16 protein-coding genes are annotated in these 19,786 nt (G+C 64.3%); 7 read left to right on the forward strand and 9 right to left on the reverse strand.

Annotation, left to right across the window (positions count from 1 at the left end; all coding sequences use genetic code 11):
- Nucleotides 1–12: 12 nt before the first annotated feature.
- Nucleotides 13–1,854, forward strand: coding sequence for a dihydroxy-acid dehydratase (gene ilvD / locus RhoBH5_RS03860; protein WP_007729361.1), 1,842 nt, complete (start codon nucleotides 13–15; stop codon nucleotides 1,852–1,854).
- 767 nt (nucleotides 1,855–2,621) lie between these two features.
- Nucleotides 2,622–4,157, forward strand: coding sequence for an amino acid permease (locus RhoBH5_RS03865; RefSeq protein WP_003944693.1), 1,536 nt, complete (start codon nucleotides 2,622–2,624; stop codon nucleotides 4,155–4,157).
- A 68-nt stretch (nucleotides 4,158–4,225) separates the two neighbouring features.
- Here RhoBH5_RS03865 and RhoBH5_RS03870 read toward each other — a convergent pair whose 3' ends face one another.
- Nucleotides 4,226–5,053 carry a DoxX family protein gene (locus RhoBH5_RS03870; protein ID WP_003944742.1) on the reverse strand — a complete coding sequence of 276 codons (828 nt, stop codon included), beginning with the start codon at nucleotides 5,051–5,053 and terminating at the stop codon, nucleotides 4,226–4,228.
- Between the two features lie 90 nt (nucleotides 5,054–5,143).
- Between RhoBH5_RS03870 and RhoBH5_RS03875 the strand changes: the two genes are divergently transcribed.
- Nucleotides 5,144–6,274: a PQQ-dependent sugar dehydrogenase gene (locus tag RhoBH5_RS03875; protein WP_003944688.1), complete on the forward strand. Its 1,131-nt coding sequence runs from the start codon at nucleotides 5,144–5,146 to the stop codon at nucleotides 6,272–6,274.
- A gap of 127 nt (nucleotides 6,275–6,401) precedes the next feature.
- Nucleotides 6,402–7,448: an NAD(P)-dependent alcohol dehydrogenase gene (locus tag RhoBH5_RS03880; protein ID WP_270007963.1), complete on the forward strand. Its 1,047-nt coding sequence runs from the start codon at nucleotides 6,402–6,404 to the stop codon at nucleotides 7,446–7,448.
- 88 nt (nucleotides 7,449–7,536) lie between these two features.
- On the opposite strand, the gene gatB is transcribed toward RhoBH5_RS03880, so the two are convergent.
- The 4 genes from gatB to RhoBH5_RS03900 all read right to left on the reverse strand — a co-directional run bounded on the left by gatB (nucleotide 7,537) and on the right by RhoBH5_RS03900 (nucleotide 12,167).
- Nucleotides 7,537–9,048, reverse strand: coding sequence for an Asp-tRNA(Asn)/Glu-tRNA(Gln) amidotransferase subunit GatB (gene gatB, locus RhoBH5_RS03885; RefSeq protein WP_007729370.1), 1,512 nt, complete (start codon nucleotides 9,046–9,048; stop codon nucleotides 7,537–7,539).
- Between the two features lie 25 nt (nucleotides 9,049–9,073).
- Entirely contained in the window at nucleotides 9,074–10,105 is a 1,032-nt protein-coding gene (locus RhoBH5_RS03890; RefSeq protein WP_019747919.1) for an ATP-dependent 6-phosphofructokinase, read from the reverse strand.
- Nucleotides 10,106–10,220: 115 nt separating this feature from the next.
- The gene (locus RhoBH5_RS03895) at nucleotides 10,221–10,883 is read right to left on the reverse strand and encodes a response regulator (RefSeq protein WP_003944694.1); all 663 of its coding nucleotides are present in this window, start codon (nucleotides 10,881–10,883) and stop codon (nucleotides 10,221–10,223) included.
- Nucleotides 10,884–10,892: 9 nt separating this feature from the next.
- Entirely contained in the window at nucleotides 10,893–12,167 is a 1,275-nt protein-coding gene (locus tag RhoBH5_RS03900; RefSeq protein WP_270007964.1) for a sensor histidine kinase, read from the reverse strand.
- A 164-nt stretch (nucleotides 12,168–12,331) separates the two neighbouring features.
- On the opposite strand from RhoBH5_RS03900, the gene RhoBH5_RS03905 reads away from it, so the two are divergent.
- Both RhoBH5_RS03905 and RhoBH5_RS03910 read left to right on the forward strand, forming a co-directional pair.
- On the forward strand, nucleotides 12,332–13,006 hold the full coding sequence (locus RhoBH5_RS03905; protein WP_204855695.1) for a hypothetical protein: 675 nt from the start codon (nucleotides 12,332–12,334) through the stop codon (nucleotides 13,004–13,006).
- A complete protein-coding gene (locus RhoBH5_RS03910; RefSeq protein ID WP_047271263.1) occupies nucleotides 13,003–14,391 on the forward strand; it encodes an alpha/beta-hydrolase family protein in 1,389 nt (462 codons plus the stop codon). The genes RhoBH5_RS03905 and RhoBH5_RS03910 overlap by 4 nt, the downstream gene beginning before the upstream one ends.
- A gap of 57 nt (nucleotides 14,392–14,448) precedes the next feature.
- Here the strand turns inward: RhoBH5_RS03910 and gatA are convergent, their stop codons facing one another.
- Together gatA and gatC are read right to left on the reverse strand one after the other, a co-directional pair.
- Nucleotides 14,449–15,927, reverse strand: a complete 1,479-nt coding sequence (gatA, locus tag RhoBH5_RS03915) for an Asp-tRNA(Asn)/Glu-tRNA(Gln) amidotransferase subunit GatA (RefSeq protein ID WP_030535403.1) — start codon at nucleotides 15,925–15,927, stop codon at nucleotides 14,449–14,451.
- Entirely contained in the window at nucleotides 15,924–16,223 is a 300-nt protein-coding gene (gene gatC / locus RhoBH5_RS03920) for an Asp-tRNA(Asn)/Glu-tRNA(Gln) amidotransferase subunit GatC (RefSeq protein ID WP_003944747.1), read from the reverse strand. Before gatC ends, gatA begins: the two co-directional genes overlap by 4 nt.
- Before the next feature lie 280 nt (nucleotides 16,224–16,503).
- On the opposite strand from gatC, the gene RhoBH5_RS03925 reads away from it, so the two are divergent.
- The gene (locus tag RhoBH5_RS03925; RefSeq protein ID WP_003944719.1) at nucleotides 16,504–17,154 is read left to right on the forward strand and encodes an amino acid-binding protein; all 651 of its coding nucleotides are present in this window, start codon (nucleotides 16,504–16,506) and stop codon (nucleotides 17,152–17,154) included.
- A gap of 13 nt (nucleotides 17,155–17,167) precedes the next feature.
- On the opposite strand, the gene RhoBH5_RS03930 is transcribed toward RhoBH5_RS03925, so the two are convergent.
- Both RhoBH5_RS03930 and ligA read right to left on the reverse strand, forming a co-directional pair.
- Nucleotides 17,168–17,656, reverse strand: a complete 489-nt coding sequence (locus tag RhoBH5_RS03930; protein WP_054828365.1) for a GNAT family N-acetyltransferase — start codon at nucleotides 17,654–17,656, stop codon at nucleotides 17,168–17,170.
- A 47-nt stretch (nucleotides 17,657–17,703) separates the two neighbouring features.
- A complete protein-coding gene (ligA, locus tag RhoBH5_RS03935) occupies nucleotides 17,704–19,785 on the reverse strand; it encodes an NAD-dependent DNA ligase LigA (protein ID WP_442972450.1) in 2,082 nt (693 codons plus the stop codon).
- Between the last annotated feature and the right edge of the window lies 1 nt (nucleotide 19,786).

Genomic DNA, 19,786 nt, shown 5'->3' on the forward strand with positions numbered 1-19,786 from the left:
AGGAACACGCCCATGCCCCCGTTGAGGTCACGCACCACCACCATCGGACGTAATGCTGCCGGAGCCCGATCCCTGTGGCGCGCCACAGGAATGACGGATTCCGACTTCGGAAAGCCGATCGTCGCCGTAGCGAACTCGTACACCCAGTTCGTACCCGGCCACGTGCATCTCAAGAACGTGGGCGAGATCGTTGCCGAGGCCATCAGTGCGGCCGGCGGCGTCGCTCGTGAGTTCCACACCATCGCAGTCGACGACGGCATCGCAATGGGCCACGGCGGAATGCTCTACTCGCTCCCGAGCCGCGAGATCATCGCCGACTCGGTCGAGTACATGGCAAACGCCCACACAGCCGACGCACTGGTGTGTATCTCCAACTGCGACAAGATCACTCCCGGCATGCTCAACGCTGCAATGCGTCTCAACATCCCGACCGTCTTCGTCTCCGGCGGTCCGATGGAGGCCGGTAAGGCAGTGGTCGTCGGCGGCGTGGCCCAAGCCCCCACCGACCTCATCACCGCGATCTCCGCCTCTGCCAACGATGCCGTGTCCGACGAGGGCCTCGACGAGGTCGAGCGCAGCGCGTGCCCGACATGCGGGTCCTGCTCCGGAATGTTCACCGCCAATTCCATGAACTGCCTGACGGAGGCCCTCGGCCTCGCATTGCCGGGCAACGGCTCCACGCTGGCAACTCACAAGGCTCGTCACGCACTCTTCTCTCGTGCGGGCACCACCGTGGTCGAGGCTGCCCTCAAGTACTACCGCGACGGCGACGAGTCGGTGCTGCCACGCAACATCGCGACCCCGGCAGCGTTCCGCAACGCGATGGCTCTCGACGTCGCCATGGGCGGTTCCACCAACACCGTCTTGCACACGCTGGCTGCGGCGCAGGAAGGCGAGGTCGACTTCGACCTCGACACCATCGACGCGATCAGCCGAAAGGTTCCGTGCCTGTCCAAGGTCTCTCCCAACTCGGACTACCACATGGAAGACGTCCACCGCGCCGGCGGAATCCCCGCCCTGCTCGGTGAGCTTCGCCGCGGCGGACTCCTCGAAACCGACGTGTCCACCGTGCACACCAAGAGCTTCGACCAGTGGCTCGACGACTGGGACATCCGCTCCGGCAAGGCAACCGACGAGGCAATCGAACTCTTCCACGCGGCTCCCGGCGGCGTGCGCACCATCGAACCGTTCTCCACGGACAACCGTTGGTCTGCCCTCGACACCGATGCGGCCGGCGGCTGTATCCGCGACGTCGAGAACGCCTACACCGTCGAAGGCGGCTTGGTTGTCCTGCGTGGCAACATCGCACTCGACGGCGCAATACTCAAAACGGCCGGCATCGACGAGGAACTGTTCTCCTTCCAGGGCCCGGCGCTCGTCGTCGAATCCCAAGAAGAAGCCGTCTCGGTCATCTTGCAGAAGAAGATCAAGGCCGGCGACGTTCTCGTCGTGCGCTACGAAGGCCCCAAGGGTGGCCCCGGCATGCAGGAAATGCTGCACCCCACTGCCTTCCTCAAGGGCGCAGGCCTCGGTAAGGAATGCGCGCTGATCACCGACGGTCGTTTCTCGGGCGGAACCTCCGGGCTGTCCATCGGTCACATCTCCCCCGAGGCTGCCGCAGGCGGAATCATCGGTCTCGTCCAGAACGGCGATCAGGTTCGCATCGACGTCGCCTCGCGCACGCTCGAGATCCTGGTCGACGACGACGTCCTCGCCGAGCGACGCGCGAAGATGGAGGCCTCGGAGCGCCCGTGGCAGCCGGTCGATCGTCAGCGCACCGTGACGACAGCACTGCGCGCCTACGCCGCTCTGGCGACGTCCGCCGACAAGGGCGCGGTTCGCTACGTTCCGTAAGTTCTGCCACGAATCGAAATAATCCCCGGCCGCTTTTCGGCCGGGGATTATTTCTGTCAGCGTGCGTGCGGCTCGAGACGCGCGTAGCCGATGTGACAGTCACACAAGGTTTTCGGGCAGCCGCACGTGCGGCAACCAACTCAGCTCCACGAGAATGCTCGCCAACGGGCCACGACAGAGGGTCGACAGAGTCGGGTTCATGTCACCTCGGAGAAGAACGCGGGACCGACTGAGTCAGAACACGCCATACTTCCTCCGGTGTTGTATGAGCTTGAACCACAACCTAATCCGATCATCCCGTCGCCGACACACTCTGCCACGACGCGTGATCGACGCTCGAGTGCATCCAGGTACGCGGTGGTCCTCTCGCCTACCGCCCCGATACGGGTGAAATGGGACGTGCTGGCACAGCGACAGTGCAACTCATCGACAGCAAGACCGACCGACAGGTACCGAATAACCGGGCGACACGCGGAGCACCAACGGAACGATATGAGCTATCAGACATTTCAGACCGAATCGCGCGTCCGGCTCGTGAGCGAATTCACTTGGACGTAGGGTTTCAGACACCAGCTGATCAATTCAGATACATGAGGGGGGATGACTTTCAGTCAGGTGATCATTTCGGTCAGTTCGAGCGAGCCGACTTGCACACGGCGCTCACCAGTGGTTCCCTCATCAGGTCGCTGAGACGCACATCACAACGACGACAGTCAGCCACCGCCCGTCACCCACAAGGTCGACGGGAAACAACCAAGGAGCAATACATGCCCGGAGTCGGCATATGGCGCACCAAATCCGTCGAGCAATCGATCGCGGACACCGACGAGCCTGAGACAAAGCTCAAGAAGGAACTGACCGCGAAGGACCTCACGGTATTCGGAGTCGCCGTCGTCATCGGCGCAGGCATCTTCACGCTGACTGCTCGAACCGCAGGCAATGTCGCAGGACCCTCCATTTCACTGGCATTCGTTCTCGCTGCCATCGCCTGTGGCCTCGCCGCGCTGTGTTACGCGGAGTTCGCCTCCACCGTCCCCGTCGCAGGCAGCGCATACACGTTCTCCTACGCCACGTTCGGGGAGTTCGCCGCCTGGATCATCGGCTGGGACCTCATTCTCGAGTTCGCTCTCGCCTCCGCCGTCGTCGGCAAGGGCTGGTCGCTGTACCTCGGCAACGTCATCGGGGCCAGCGGAAGCACCACCGCCCACATCGGTTCGATCAGCTTCGACTGGGGCGCTCTGCTCATCATCGGCGCGATCACGCTGATCCTCGCGATCGGCACCAAGGTTTCCTCGCGAGTCTCCGCAATCATCACCGCGATCAAGATCGCAGTAGTCCTGCTCGTCATCGTCGTGGGCGCGTTCTACATCAAGAAGGAGAACTACTCCCCCTTCATCCCGCCGTCCGAAGGAACCGAGAGTTCTGCAAGCGGAATCCATCAGACCCTGTTCTCCTGGCTGACCGGCGCAGGCGGAAGTAGCTACGGCGCTTACGGATTGCTCGCCGCAGCCAGCCTCGTGTTCTTTGCCTTCATCGGTTTCGACGTCGTCGCCACCACCGCCGAGGAAACCAAGAACCCGCAGAAGTCGTTGCCGCGAGGAATCTTCGGCTCGCTCGCCATCGTCACGGTTCTCTACGTTGCCGTCACGCTCGTACTGACCGGCATGGTCAAGTACACCGAACTCAAGGACGGCAGTCCGTTGGTCGGCGATTCCAGCGCCACCCTCGCAACCGCATTCGAGGCCAACGGCATTGGTTGGGCACAAACCGCCATCAACTTCGGTGGCCTGGCCGGCCTCACGACAGTTGTCATGGTCATGATGCTCGGTCAGACCCGCGTCCTCTTCGCCATGTCCCGTGACGGCCTCATGCCGCGCAGCCTGGCCAAGACCAACGCCAAGGGCATCCCGATGCGCATCACGTTGATCGTCGGTGGCATCGTTGCCGTCCTGGCAGCGTTCTTCCCCATGGGCACGCTCGAAGAGATGGTCAACATCGGAACGCTGTTCGCCTTCGTCCTGGTTTGTGTCGGTGTCATCGTCCTTCGCCGCACCCGCCCCGACCTGCCGCGCGGATTCCGCGTCCCGCTGGTGCCGTTCGTTCCGATCGTCGCCGTGCTCGCCTGCGGTTGGCTGATGCTCAACCTCTCGGTCGAGACCTGGATCCGGTTCCTCGTCTGGATGGCCATCGGTGTGCTCGTGTACTTCGCCTACGGTCACCGCAAGTCGGTCCTCGGTCGCAAGCTCAAGGACGGAACGGCCATCCCGTCCGCGAACGCCGACCCGGTACTCGTCAAGGACTGATCCTTCACCAACGAACCGCCGCTCTCCGATTCGGAGAGCGGCGGTTCGTTGGTTCGACGGCGCGAGTTTCAGATGAGCGGATTGGCACCGTTCAGGAAGATCCAGGTGCAGACGCCGGCAGCGATACCGAGGATCAAAACCACGAGCGATCCGATAAACGGACGAGTTGCCCAGCCACGACGACCGTCGAGCGCAATACGACCTGGTCCCGTCAAAATGATGACGCCCGCACAGATTCCGAGCAGCATCTCGTACTCGGTCCCGGCCGGGGCGAAGTACTCCAGGCCGGGTGCGCTCGCCTGACGCAGCGCCCACGCATTGATCATCACCGCCAGAACCGACGCTGCCGCAACGGGAGTCAGCAACCCGAGGATCAGGAGGGCGCCACCTGCGACTTCACCGACGGCGCCGAGTATCGCCATCCACTTCGCCTGCTGGAACCCGGCGTCCGCCAGCATCGACTCGAACCCGTTCAGCCCCGGCCCGTTCCAGATACCGGTCAACTTCTGCAGACCGTGCACCAACGCAGTTCCACCGACGGCCAATCGCAGTGCAAGCAACCCGAGGTCGAGAGTGCCTCGGCCCCGCGGAGACTCAGTTGTACCTGCCACGGCTTCGGCGGTGGGAACGGCGGCGATCGGAGCGTCGTACGCCGTCTCACGCTCGAGAGCCACGGTCGGCTGATCCGCGCCAGGTGCTCGGTATGTCGGTATCTGTTCGGTCAGGGAGTTGGCGTTCGTGGAACCGAAATCGAGATCGTCGTCGGTCCGCGGCAACGGATTCTTGGCGCTCACCGTCGGAAATTGTTCGGTGGGCGAATCATACGGACTGGACACATTGCCCGTCGGCTTGTCCGCATCCGACAACTCGCTGGGATCTTTTCGCTCGTCAGTCACGTAGGTGAGCCTATGACCGATTCACGAACTCGACGGGGAACCTTGGTCCGGCGTGGCGGCATCTGCCGTGCATTACGTAACGTCTTGGGCATGACTACGGGTAGGCATGCAGCGCTGGGCGCACTGGCGCTGGTGCTCGGGACATCGTTGCTCGCAGGTTGCGCCGACTTCGACGAATCGACTGCCTCGCCGTTCACACCCGAACCGACCAACCAGGCCAGCGCGGAAGTGCAGCCGGAGAACCCGCCGCCGTCGACCACGCCGCCGGCGCCGCGGACCGGCCCCCTCGGACCGTGTCAGGATGCCGACACCGCCGTGATCGCAACCTGTCTCGACACCACGGGTGGGCTCGTCACACTCCCGGACGGGAACTCCGGACTGGTTGCCGAACGGCGGACCGGCCGGATCATGCAGGTAGCTCCCAACACGACACCGGTCGAGGTAGCCAAGATCGACGTCGACGGCAGCGGTGACGGCGGCCTGCTCGACATCGCACTCTCCCCCACGTTTGTCGAAGACAACCTGATCTATGCCTACGTCACCACCGGAACGGACAACCGGGTGGTCCGCATCGCTCCGGGTGACACCGCCAAGGAAGTACTCGGTGGAATCCCGCGCGGCGCGAGCGGCAACGGCGGGTCACTGGAGTTCGCGGCCCCGGACCAGCTCATGGTTCTGACAGGCGATACCGGAAACCCCGCGGTTGCTCAGGATCCCGCCTCGTTGGCGGGGAAACTCTTGCGGGTCCGATCGCTGACACCCAACGCTGCGCCGCCTCGCCCGGAAGTAGTTCTGTCCGGAATCGGAAACGGCGGCGGCGTGTGCGTCGATCCGGGAATCGCGACGTGGGTCACGGACCGAACCACTCTCGAGGATCGCCTCCAACGCGTCGGCGCCGACGGCACGGTGACATCCCCCGCGTGGACGTGGCCCGACCGACCCGGAGTCGGCGGGTGCATCGCGGCGCAGGGAGTGGTAGCTGTCGCGCTGGGGGCCGGCAAAGCGATCTCGGCGCTGGCCGCAGATCCAGGAACAGGTGCCGTCACGACCGCGCCGTCGGCAGTGGCGAAAGACACGTACGGCCAGCTGGGCGGTTTGGCACTCGGATCCGACGGTTTGATGTGGGCGAGCACGATAAACAAAACCGCGGGCGAGCCGGGTCCGAACGACGACAAGGTGGTCAAGATCCCGATGCCGAGTGGCAGCGGCGGGATCGACTGAGCCGCCATGTCTGTTCGGTCACGGATCCCGTGACCGAACATGCACAGATGCGTACTCTTTTGTTAGCGGGGCTAAACACCACGCATTTGCCAGGACCGGTTGGCCCAACCACGACAAAGGAGTCGGTATGAAGGCAATCCAGTACACGAGAATCGGCGCAGAACCCGAACTCACGGAGATTCCCAAACCCGAGCCCGGTCCAGGTGAAGTGCTCCTGGAAGTCACCGCTGCCGGCGTCTGCCACTCGGACGACTTCATCATGAGCCTGCCCGAGGTGCAGTACACCTACGGCCTTCCTCTCACGCTCGGCCACGAGGGCGCCGGCCGGGTCGCCGCCGTCGGCGAGGGCGTCGAAGGGCTCGACATCGGAACCAATGTCGTCGTCTACGGACCCTGGGGCTGTGGCAGCTGTTGGCACTGCTCGCAAGGACTCGAAAACTACTGTTCTCGAGCAAAAGAACTCGGCATCAATCCTCCTGGTCTCGGTGCACCCGGCGCGTTGGCCGAATTCATGATCGTCGATTCACCTCGCCACCTCGTCCCGATCGGCGACCTCGATCCGGTCAAGACGGTGCCGCTGACCGACGCCGGTCTGACTCCGTATCACGCGATCAAGCGTTCACTGCCGAAACTTCGCGGTGGCTCGTACGCCGTCGTCATCGGTACCGGCGGTCTCGGCCATGTCGCCATCCAACTCCTCCGCCACCTCTCGGCAGCAACCGTCATCGCACTCGACCTGAGCGCGGACAAGCTCGAACTGGCAACCAAGGTAGGCGCTCACGAAGTGGTTCTGTCCGACAAGGACGCGGCCGAGAACGTCCGCAGGATCACCGGAAGTCAGGGCGCCGCACTGGTTCTCGACTTCGTCGGCTATCAGCCCACCATCGACACCGCGATGGCTGTCGCCGGCGTCGGATCGGACGTCACGATCGTCGGGATCGGCGACGGGCAGGCCCATGCCAAAGTCGGGTTCTTCCAAAGTCCTTACGAGGCTTCTGTGACAGTTCCGTACTGGGGTGCCCGCAACGAGCTGATCGAATTGATCGACCTGGCGCACGCCGGCATCTTCGACATCGCGGTGGAGACCTTCAGTCTCGACAACGGCGCCGAAGCGTATCGACGACTGGCCGCCGGAACGCTCAGCGGCCGCGCGGTTGTGGTCCCTGGTCTGTAGACCGACAGCGGCAAAACGACAGCGAAAAACACTGATGCCCGGCCGAATTCGATTCGGCCGGGCATCAGTGTCAGAAATTCAGTGTGCGCTAGCTGCACGCCTCGATGACAAGTTCCTTCACACGAGCCGCGTCTGCCTGTCCACGAGTGGCCTTCATGACGTCGCCGACGATCTTTCCGGCGGCCTGCACCTTGCCACTGCGAATCTTGTCCGCGATGTCGGGGTTCGCTGCGAGCGCTTCGTCGACGGCTGCCTTGAGCTTGGTTTCGTCACGTTCGACGACCAACTCCGGGTGGGCCGCGACAACCTGCTCCGGGTCACCCTCGCCGTCGAGGACGTGATCGACGACCTGGCGAGCCACTTTGTTGTTGAGCTTGCCGCTGTCGATGAGAGCTACGACCTGGGCAACCTGCGCCGGGGTGATCGGCAGAGCGCCGAGTTCGACGCCACGGGTGTTCGCCTGCTGTGACAGGTAGGACAGCCACCAGGAGCGCGCTGCCTCGGGCGAAGCACCGGCCTCGGTGGTCGCGATCACCAGATCGATGGCACCGGCGTTGACGAGGTCGCGCATGACCTCGTCGGAGATTCCCCAGTCCTTCTGGATCCGCGCACGGCGAATCCAGGGAAGCTCCGGCAAGGTACCGCGCAGTTCTTCGACCCACTCGGCGCTCGGAGCGACGGGCTCGAGATCCGGTTCCGGGAAGTAGCGGTAGTCCTCGGCCGTTTCCTTCCGGCGTCCCGCTGCGGTGGTGCCGTCGCCTTCCTGGAAATGGCGGGTCTCCTGGATGACCTCACCGCCGGCGTCGAGAACTGCTGCCTGACGGCGCATTTCGTAGCGAACTGCGACCTCGACGCTCTTGAGGGAGTTGACGTTCTTGGTCTCGGTGCGGGTCCCCAGTTCGGTGGAACCGATCGGCATGAGGGAGATGTTGGCGTCGCAGCGCATCGATCCCTGATCCATGCGGACGTCGGAGACGTCGAGGGACTTCAGCAGATCACGAAGCGCCGTGACGTACGCGCGAGCAACCTCGGGGGCGCGCTCACCGGCACCGTGGATGGTCTTGGTGACGATCTCCACCAAGGGAACGCCCGCACGGTTGTAGTCGAGCAGCGAATGGCTGGCACCGTGGATACGACCGGTAGCGCCACCCACGTGGAGGGACTTACCGGTGTCCTCCTCCATGTGGGCGCGCTCGATCTCGACGCGCCACGTCGTGCCGTCGTCGAGGATCACGTCGAGGTAACCCTCGGTTGCGATCGGCTCGTCGTACTGGGAGATCTGGTAGTTCTTCGGCTGATCCGGGTAGAAGTAGTTCTTGCGTGCGAATCGGCCCCACGGCGTGATGGAGCAGTTGAGCGCAAGGCCGATCCGGATCGCGGACTCGACAGCGGCTGCGTTCACCACCGGCAACGAACCGGGCATGCCCAGACAGACCGGGCACACCTGGGTATTGGGTTCGGCACCGAACTCGGTGGGGCACGGGCAGAACATCTTGGTCGCGGTGCCGAGTTCTACGTGCACCTCCATACCCATCACAGGCTCGTACTTGGTCAGTACTTCGTCGTAATCGAGGATGTCGGGCGCATCGACAGCAGTCATGGTGATCAGTTTATGCGTCTGCGGCTCAGCCGAAGAATGCGGCTGCCTCCTCGTAGCGCTCCTTGGGCACCGTCTTGAGTTTGCGGGTCGCCTCGGCGAGCGGAACGAGGTCGATGGACGTTCCGTGCAACGCGACCATCTGACCGAAATCTCCGCGGTGAGCTGCGTCGGTGGCATGAACGCCGAAGCGAGTGGCGAGGATGCGGTCGTGCGGCGTCGGGGTGCCACCGCGCTGAATGTGCCCGAGGACGGTGGTGCGAACTTCCTTGCCGATCCGGCGCTCGATCTCGTTTCCGAGTTGCTGCGCGACACCGGTGAAGATCTTGTGGCCGAACTCGTCTATGCCACCTTCGCGCAGGGTCATCGACGCGGGATCGGGCATCGCACCTTCAGCCACGACGCAGATGAAGTGGGAGTCGCCACGCTGGAAGCGCTTCTTGACCATCGCGCACACCTCGTCGACGTCGAACGGCTGTTCCGGAACCAGAGTCAGGTGTGCCCCCGACGCCAGCCCGGCCTGCAGCGCGATCCAGCCCGCATGCCGGCCCATGACCTCGACGAGCATGACGCGCTGGTGCGATTCGGCCGTGGTATGGAGCCTGTCGATGGCGTCGGTGGCGACAGCCAATGCGGTGTCGAAACCGAAAGTCACGTCAGTGCAATCGATGTCGTTGTCGATCGTCTTGGGCACACCGATCACGGGTACGCCGCTCTCGGAAAGCCAACTGGCCGCGGTGAGTGTGCCTTCGCCGCCGATCGGGATCAGGACGTCGATCCCGTTGTCGTCGAGAGTCTGCTTGATCTGATCGAGGCCCGCACGGAGTTTGTCTGGGTTCACGCGAGCGGTGCCGAGGATCGTGCCGCCGCGGGTGAGGATGCGGTTGATGCGGTCATCGGAGTCGAGCGGGACCTTGCGGTCCTCGAGCAATCCTCGCCAGCCGTCCCGGAATCCGACCACGGTACTGCCGTAACGACCGGCCGACGTACGTACGACGGCGCGGATGACCGCGTTCAAGCCCGGGCAGTCGCCGCCGCCCGTGAGGATTCCGATTCGCATAGTGCAGCACCTCTCGTGACCGGATTGTGGATCTTGGTGTCCATCTTCCCCCAGTCACCGTATTGCCGCAGGATAGCGGCGTTGCCGAGCCACAACGCCGCGCCGTACGGGATCACTAACCTGGCGTGACGAGCCCGCTTTCGTACGCCAACACGACTGCCTGGGCGCGATCGCGCAGATCGAGCTTCGACAGCACCTTCCCGACATGGGTCTTGACGGTCTGCTCGGCGACGAACAGCCGCTCGGCGATCTCGACGTTGGACAATCCGCGGGCGATCAGTTCGAGTACCTCGCGCTCACGCGGGGTCAGGGCGTCCAGCGCTGCAGGCCGTGCGCGCGGGGCCGCCCGCCGGCTGGTCACATCGGCAATCAGACGCCGAGTCACCGTCGGCGCCAGCAAAGCCTGCCCTTCGGCAACGACGCGTACCGCCCGAATCAGTTCCTCAGCCGGTGCGTCCTTGAGCATGAAACCGCTCGCTCCGACGCTCAGGGCCTCGTAGACGTAGTCGTCGATGTCGAAAGTGGTGAGCATGAGGACTCGCACCGGCGGTTCCCATCCGGCGGACAGAATCTGGCGGGCAGCGTCGAGTCCGTTCATCTCGGGCATACGAACATCCATCAACACCACGTCCGGACGCAATCGCGCGACCTCGGCGACGGCGATCTTGCCGTCCGGCGCATCGCCGATCACGCTGATGTCGGACTGGGCGGAGAGTAGGGCTCCGAACCCTTGTCGAACCATCGCCTGGTCGTCTGCGATGAATACTGTGATGGGCACTCGGACAGCCTAGGCGGGCATCGACGGCAACTCGGCCCGGACCTCGAACCCTCCGTCCTGTCGCCGGTTTGCCAGCAGCATGCCGCCCACCGCCGAAGCCCGCTCTCGCATTCCGCGGATTCCGTTGCCACCAGTGGTTTCCGACGCCGAGTGCTGATTGCCACCCAATGGCGAAGGTCCGTTGTTCACGAGCGCGCTCACCGATTGCGGACCGAAGGCCACGGCGACCTCGATGGGTCCGCCTGGCGAATGCCTGGCCGCGTTGGTGATCGACTCCTGAATGATCCGGTAGAGCGCAAGGCCCGTGGATTCCGAGACCGACGCTCGATCACCGTCGACTCGCCACGATACCGGCAAACCGGCACGGGTACTGCCGAGCAACAGTTCGTCCAACTGGTCGACGCCCGGTTGTGGAGCCGTCACCACGGTGTCCCCGTCGCTGCGCAGGACTCCGAGGAGGCCGCGGATCTCGTTGAGCGCTGCTCGCCCTGTCTCACTTATCGATTCGAATTCGGTTCGGATCTCCGGAGTGACTGCATCGAGTCTGTACGGCGCACTCTGAGCTTGAACGACCACCATCGACATGTGGTGGGCCACGATGTCGTGCAAGTCGCGGGCGATCCGCGCCTTCTCCTCGAGGATCGTGCGTCGAGTGCGTTCGAGTTCACTGACTTCCTCCTGCTTGGCCAACTGGCGGCGCGAGAGAACCAACCAGCGGATCAACAGGCAGAAGACGACCAGGGCACTCAGCCCGACAGCCCAACCGGCGCCGTCGCTTCCCGGGGCGTTGCCGAGAAAGAGCAGCACTGTGGCGATCCAGGCGACACCGACAACCTGAATGGGCGCCCGCAGACTCACTGCGGCCAGCAACGACATCAGCACGATGATGTGGACGACCTGCCACGGGTAGTCGTAACCGGGAGTGTTGTCGAACACCAACGGGATGATCAGTGCCGACACCGCCGACACCGCCCACCCCAACGGAGCGTTGATCCGGATCAGGACGAACGGAAATGCAGCCAACGCGGCGACGAAGGGCATGATCGGCGGCGAAACATGATGCGTCAGTTGCAGTGTCGGCCAGGCAATCGAATAGAGGATCAGGGTGATCGCTACGGTGACGATGTTCCAGAACTGACCGCGGGCCACGAAACTGGTTGCCCGACGCACTTTCTCCGAATGAACGACCGCCCCGTCGAGGCCGGACAGCATCGACCCGGCGGTGGCGTATGTCGGCGCGGGCACATCCGGTGCACCCTTGTTCTTCCTACGGACCTTGATCACTCGTCAAGCCTATGAAGGCGAACCCCGAAAGTCCTCATACTGCAGAGTGAGATCCCCCTACCTCCGAGGTATCACAGGGGAGGGAATTCTCACCCGAATGCGCGTCGGAGAACCCCTCCACAGAGCGATGACCGTCAGGATTGTCCGTTCATAGCGTGAACGGCATGCGGATCACACGGGTGAAAGACCTCTCTCGAAGCGCCGGCACCTGGGCTGCCCTGGCGCTGGCTGCAACGGCAGCGATCACGGTCACTGCCGGAGCGAGCGGAGCCCAGTCGCCCCGCACCGAGAATTCGAACGCATCCAGGGCGATCGCCACCGTGACTACTGCGGATGCCGCTGACGCTGCGACCACCATCCCGGCGGACTTTGCGGCATTCGCCGGTTACACCCCCGCCGTCGTCGACGGATACCTCGCCAATCCCCACGGCGACTGCTCGTCGCCGGTCCCACTTCCCGACGAATTCGACTCGGCCTGCAAAGCGCACGATCTCGGCTACGACCTACTCCGCTACGCGCATTCGCACGGAACGGAACTGGGGCCGTGGGCACGTCAGGTCCTCGACGGTCAGCTCGACCAGCGAATGCATGCCGCGTGTGAAGACCGCACGTCCTTTCTCTCACGAGGGTATTGCTTCGCGATGGCCGATGTAGCCGTCACGGCTGTGAACGGAAATTCTTGGCGCCAAAGCTATCTGACGCCGGTCACGGAATCGGGATTCGGTTACGGCACGGCCGGTGTTCTGGCAGTTTCCGCCTTGGGCTTCACCCTGATGCGATCGCGGCGCCTCGATCCGTCGAACGAGTTCTCCTACTCCCCGAAAGCGATTGCAGCATGAGCGTTCTGAATGCGTCACGGACCCCCGTCCTCGCCCGAGTCGGGGCGCTCGCACTCCCCCGCGTGTCCACGAGCGTCGCCGTGGCAGCGATGTCCGCCATCTCGCTGGCTCCCGGACTCCTGCCGCGATCAGCCGTACTACAAGGGGTGTTCAGCGGTCTGCTCGTCGCGGCCGGACTACTGGCGATGTGGGCGTTCTCCGCGGTAGCCCGTCGGCTCGTCCCCGACCGGGTCAAGGCCCGATTCGACGAACGTCATTGGCGCATCACCGCGTTCGGGTTGTCGACTGCCGGCACCGCAGTTGCGATGTTCGCCGCCGCCGGTTGGCAGAACTCGTTGCGAGCGGCGATGGGCGCACCGTCTGCCGGACTTCTCCACTGGGCGGAGGCGGGTTGCATTGCAGCACTGACCGCCCTTTCACTCTGGGGCCTCGGGGTCGGACTTTCGAAGGCGCTGCGGTGGATGGGTTTCGCGCGGAGTGTTGGCGCACTGGTCATGGGTGTTCTCGGAGTGCAGTTGGTAGTCGGTCCCGCCGTGTGGAACGGTCTTTCCGATTCGTTCGACAAGTCCAACGCGTACATCGACACCGCTCTGACACAGCCACTTTCGGCCTCCGCGACAGGCAGCTCCGAATCGCTCATCTCGTGGACCTCGATGGGTGCCGAGGGACGCAAGTTCGTCGCAGCAGGCGAAGACTCGGTGCGCGTCTACGCCGGTTTGGATTCGGCACCCGACACTGCATCACGTGCCGCGCTCGCGGTGAGCGAACTCGATCGCGTCGGCGGCTTTACCCGCAACAGCGTCGTAGTGGCCGTTCCGACCGGATCGGGGTGGATCGACACGCATGCAGTCGACGGTATCGAGCAACGGTTCGGCGGCGACGTCGCAATAGTCGGGCAGCAATACTCCGACGCACCCAGTTGGGCGACATTCCTGTTCAGCCGCGACGACGCCGAAGAATCGGCAACCGCTCTGTTCACCGCCGTCGGCAGCCACATTGCCGCTATGCCCGCCGAGGATCGACCGGACCTGTTCCTCTACGGACAGAGCCTCGGCGCCGTCGGCGGCAGCGCCGCACTGTCCGAGGGCAGTCCCATCGTCCCGTGCGACGTGTTGTGGGCAGGTCCCCCGGCCGGCGCGACACGGACGGACGGCGCAACCGTCCTAGCGAACACGTCTGACCCGGTGGTGTGGTGGTCCCCCGCCCTCGCGACGCAGAAGCCGGATCTGAGCCGTGCCGTGCAAGATGCACCGATCCCGCAGTGGATCCCGGGTGTCACGTTCTTGCAGACCACCGTCGACATGCTCGGTTCGCTCGGTGTCCCCGCCGGTCACGGCCATCGCTACGGAACCGATCAGGGGACGGCCCTGAGAACTTGCTCCTGAAACTGCTGTGCGCCTTTATTAACCGCGGGGGGTTGATAAAGGCGCACAGCAAACAGGTCAGACTGCAGTCGCTATCGGGCCGCGTGCAGCTTCGTAGGCCGCACCGACACGGTAGAGGCGCTCGTCAGCCATGGCGGGCGCCATGATCTGCAAGCCCACCGGCAGGTTGTCGTCCGCGGACAGGCCCGAGGGCACCGACATCGCGCAGTGTCCGGCCAGGTTGGTCGGCAGCGTGCACAGGTCGGAGAGGTACATGGCCAACGGATCGCCGACCTTCTCCCCCAACTTCCACGGCGTGAACGGACTGGTCGGCGAGACCAGTACGTCCACCTTCTCGTAGGCCTTGTCGAAATCGCGCGCGATGAGCGTACGGACCTTGAGCGCCGAACCGTAGTAGGCGTCGTAGTATCCCGAGGACAGTGCGTAGGTACCGATCATGATGCGGCGCTTGACCTCCGGACCGAAACCGGCGGCGCGGGTTGCCGCCATGACCTGGTCGGCACTCATGTTGCCGTCGTCGACACGCAGTCCGTAGCGCATGGCGTCGAAGCGGGCCAGGTTGGACGAGACCTCACTGGGCAGCACCAGGTAGTACGACGCGAGCGCGTGCTCGAAGCTCGGGCACGAGACCTCGACAACCTCGGCACCGAGTGCCTTGAGCTGCTCGACGGCAGCATCGAAGGAAGCGATGACGCCGGGCTGGTAGCTGTCGGAGTGAAGTTCCTTGACCACACCGACTTTGACGCCGCGCAGGTCGCCGTTTGCACCTTCGCGTGCGGCGGCGACGACCGGACGCACGGGGGCGTCGATGGACGTGGAGTCACGCGGATCGTGTCCGGCGATGACCTCGTGCAGCAGAGCGGTGTCGAGCACGGTGCGACCACAGGGGCCGCCCTGATCGAGCGAGGACGCGCACGCGACGAGTCCGAAGCGCGAGACGGTTCCGTAGGTCGGCTTGGTTCCGACTGTCGCGGTGACCGCAGCGGGCTGACGGATCGAACCGCCGGTGTCAGTGCCGATGGCCAGCGGGGCCTGACGGGACGCGAGCGCAGCCGCACTGCCGCCGCCCGAACCACCGGGGATGCGGGTGACGTCCCACGGGTTACGCGTCGGGCCGAAGGCCGAGTTCTCGGTCGAAGAGCCCATCGCGAACTCGTCGAGGTTCGTCTTGCCGAGGATCGGGATGCCGGCAGCGCGCAGCTTGGAGGTCAGAGTCGCGTCGTACGGCGCGACCCAGCCTTCGAGAATCTTCGACGCACAGGTGGTCGGCATGTCCGTCGTGGTGAAGATGTCCTTCAACGCGATCGGAACGCCGGCGAGTGCCGAAGCAGGTTCGTTTCCGCCTGCGAGCGAGTTGTCCACTGCTGCGGCGGCTTCGAGAGCCTGTTCGCCTGCAACGTGCAGGAAGGCGTGGTACTCGGTGTCGACGGCCGCGATGCGGTCGAGATGCGCCTGCGTGACCTCTACGGAGGACACCTCACGCGAGTGGATCTTGCCGGCCAGCTCAGCGGCGTCCAGCGTGGTCAGATCGGTCATTCGCCCTCTCCAAGGATCTGCGGAACCGCAAAGCGATCCTGTTCGACTGCGGGTGCTCCGGACAATGCCTGCTCGGGGGTCAACCCGGGCACGATCACGTCGGGGCGCGTCACGTTGGTGACGGCATTGGGATTCGCCATGGGCGGGACGTCGTCGGCCGCAACCTCGGTGACCACCTTGACGTGGTTGAGAATCGAATCCAACTGACCGGCGAACTCGTCGAGTTCGGCATCGGACAGGGCGAGTCTGGACAGCCGCGCGAGGTGCGCGACCTCGTCACGGGAGATGGCAGGCACCGCGGGGCCCCTTTCGGAAGAGGACGTGAACATTGCCGGTCCAGCCTAGTTGCTCGCCGCGACAGACCTGTAAGCACGCCTGCTGTATCGAACGACGAGCACGCTCACTGTGTCGATCGCCACGCCGGATGCCCGCGGTGTGTTTCGCTCGTGTGACAAGCATGTGCATCCGGCGTGACGCCGCCGCGGCGCCCACCATCGCAGGTTGGGCAAGTGCAAAGATGAGTCAGGCCCGGGTCGACGTGATCCGGGCGAGAACCGATCAGCGAAAGGCACGCACGTGTCGTACCTGCTTCGCGTCCAACTGCCCGATCGACCAGGCAGCCTCGGCGCGCTCGCCGTAGCTCTCGGATCCGTGGGCGCAGACATCCTCTCCCTCGACGTCGTGGAACGAGGTGACGGTTTTGCCATCGACGACCTCGTGGTCGACGTCGAACCGGGCGCGCTGCCCGACACCTTGATCACCGCTGCCGAGCATCTACCGGACGTGCTGGTCGATTCGATCCGCCCCTACGCCGGGATTCTCGACACTCACCGCGAGCTCGAACTCATAGATTCCGTTGCGACGGCCCGAAACGATCGACTACAGGTCCTCGTCGACGGCGCGCCGCGTGTACTGCGAGTCGGCTGGTGCGTCGTCGCGGACATCGGCAAGCACGGTGCGTACCGCGTCGTCGGTAGCGCCGGCGCGCCGGAAACCCACGCCACCGACATTCCGTGGATGCCACTGGACAAGCCCACCGCCCTCGACGGCGAGGCCGACTGGGTTCCGGACGTATGGCGCGACATGAACACCAGCCTCGCTGCCGCACCTCTCGGCTCCGGCAATCGAGTCCTCATGCTCGGTCGTCCCGGTGGGCCCGAATTCCGCCCTTCGGAGATAGCCCGCCTCGGCTACCTCGCAGGAATCGTGGCGACGGTACTGGGTTGACCAGGCTGGCTGATCAGGCCAGGCCGCGAACCATGACGGTCAGTTCCATACCGCGAATCGGCTCCCACGCCCGCTCGGGATCGGGGACGAAACCGTTGCGGTCGTAGATACGACGGGCATCGACCATCTCGGGCTGCGTCGAGATGACCACCGAGTGATCGCCGCGGTCGTAGGCTTCGGCGATCACTGCGCGAACCAATGCGGTTCCGGCGCCCGATCCCCGAGCTTGCGGCGAGACTGCGAGCATGCGGAACTCGAGTTCGCCCTTCTGCGCAACATCCGCGAAGGGCGTGCCGGGTTCTGCGATCGTCAACGAGCCCACGACTTCGTCACCGAGAACCGCAACCAGCACCCGCCCCTGCTCCACCCGAGTTGCGGTGTCGCGCAGGCGCTCCGCGTACGGCGATCCGCCGGTGACAAATCCGCCACCCACGTACGACTCCACAGTCAGCTCCCCGACGGTCTCGAACTCAGCCGGTAGAACTTCACGAATCTCGATCATGGCGTCACTATCGCACCCAGCACACCAATCTCAGAAATCGGACAAAGTCACTCTGATTCGTCCAAATCGGTGGGAGCGACCGCATCCGGGCCATCTTCGAGCAACCGCCGGAAGCCGTCTTCGTCGAGCACCGGCACACCCAATTCGACCGCCTTGTCGTGCTTGGAACCGGGCGCTTCACCGACGACGACAAACGCAGTCTTCTTCGAGACCGACCCTGCCGCCTTGCCGCCGCGCACCAGAATCGCTTCCTTCGCCTGATCACGCGAGTAGGTCTCGAGCGAACCGGTGACGACGATCGAGAGACCCTCGAGATTGCGCGGAATCGAATCGTCGCGTTCGTCCTCCATGCGTACTCCGGCCGACGCCCACTTGTCGACGATCTGCTGGTGCCAGTCGACGGAGAACCACTCCACGACGGCGGCGGCGATAGTCGATCCGACGCCGTCGACTGCAGCCAACTGGTCGACCGAAGCTTCCCGAATGCGTTGCAGCGAGCCGAATTCGCCGGCCAACGCCCTCGCGGCAGTGGGGCCGACGTGCCGAATCGACAGTGCCACAAGCACTCTCCACAGCGGCTTGTCCTTTGCCGAATCCAGGTTGGCCAGCAAGCGTTTTCCGTTGGCGGACAGGGATCCCGCATTGGTGCGGAAGATCGGAACTTCGATCAGTTTCTCGGCGTCGAGTGAGAAGAGATCACCCTCGTCACCGATGACCTTCGCCTCCAACAGCCCGGTCGCGGCCTCGTACCCGAGCACCTCGATGTCGAATGCACCGCGCCCCGAGACGTGGAACACGCGCTCGCGCAACTGCGCCGGACAGTACTGCTGATTGGGGCATCGCACGTCGACGTCGCCCTCTTTCGCGGGTGCCAACAACGTGCCGCACTCGGGACAATGCGTCGGCATGACGAACTCGCGCTCGGTACCGTCACGAACGTCTGCCACGGGCCCGAGGACCTCGGGGATAACGTCTCCGGCCTTACGCAACACCACGGTGTCGCCGATCAGCACACCCTTGCGCTTGACCTCGGATCCGTTGTGCAGCGTGGCCAAGGACACAGTGGAACCCGCCACCGTGACGGGTTCCATGTACGCGAACGGCGTCACACGACCCGTACGTCCGACACTGACCCGGATGTCGAGGAGCTTGGTCGTGACCTCTTCCGGCGGGTACTTGTACGCGATAGCCCACCGTGGTGCGCGCGACGTGGTGCCCAGACGTCGATGTAACGACATCTCGTCTACCTTGACCACCAATCCGTCGATCTCGTGCTCGACGTCGTGGCGGTGTTCTCCCCAGTACTTCATCTTCTCGACCACGGCGTCGGCGCCGACCACCCGTGAGGTGTGCGTGGACACCGGCAGACCCCAGGCGGCGAGGGCCGCGTAGGCGTCGTACTGCGAGGCCGGCTCGAAACCTTCCATGCGCCCGAACCCGTGGCAGATCATTCCGAGGCGGCGACGCGCGGTGACGGCAGGATTCTTCTGACGCAGGGAGCCCGCCGCGGAGTTGCGCGGATTGGCGAACGGCGCCTTCCCCTCCTCCACCAGGGAGGCATTGAGTGCTGCGAAGTCCTCGAGGCGGAAGAACACCTCGCCACGCACCTCGAGCAGGCTCGGAATCGGGTACTCGTCCGTGGCGGTAAGGCGCTCCGGGATGTCGTTGATCGTCAGAGCGTTGAGCGTGACCAGCTCGCCCGTACGACCGTCACCGCGGGTTGCGGCACGAACGAGTTTGCCGTTCTCGTAGACGAGATTGAGGGCGACACCATCGATTTTCACTTCACAGAGATAGTGCAGTTCCGGCCCGGTTTCCTGCTCGACCTTGGCGATCCATGCTCGGAGCTCCGACTCGTCGAAGACGTTGTCGAGGCTGAGCATCCGCTCGAGGTGGTCGACGGACGTGAAGTCCGTCGCGAATCCGCCACCGACGAGTTGCGTCGGAGAGTCGGGAGTTCGCAGATCCGGGTACTGCTCTTCGAGAGCATTGAGCTGCCCGAGCAATGTGTCGAATGCACCGTCCGAAATGACGGGCGCATCACGAACGTAGTAGCGGAACTGATGCTGGCGTACCTCTTCGGCCAGCTCCGTCCACTGCTCGCGCGCCTCGTTGGGCGCTGGCTGCATT

Source organism: Rhodococcus sp. BH5, assembly GCF_027583855.1.
Classification (GTDB): Bacteria; Actinomycetota; Actinomycetes; order Mycobacteriales; family Mycobacteriaceae; genus Rhodococcus_F; species Rhodococcus_F qingshengii.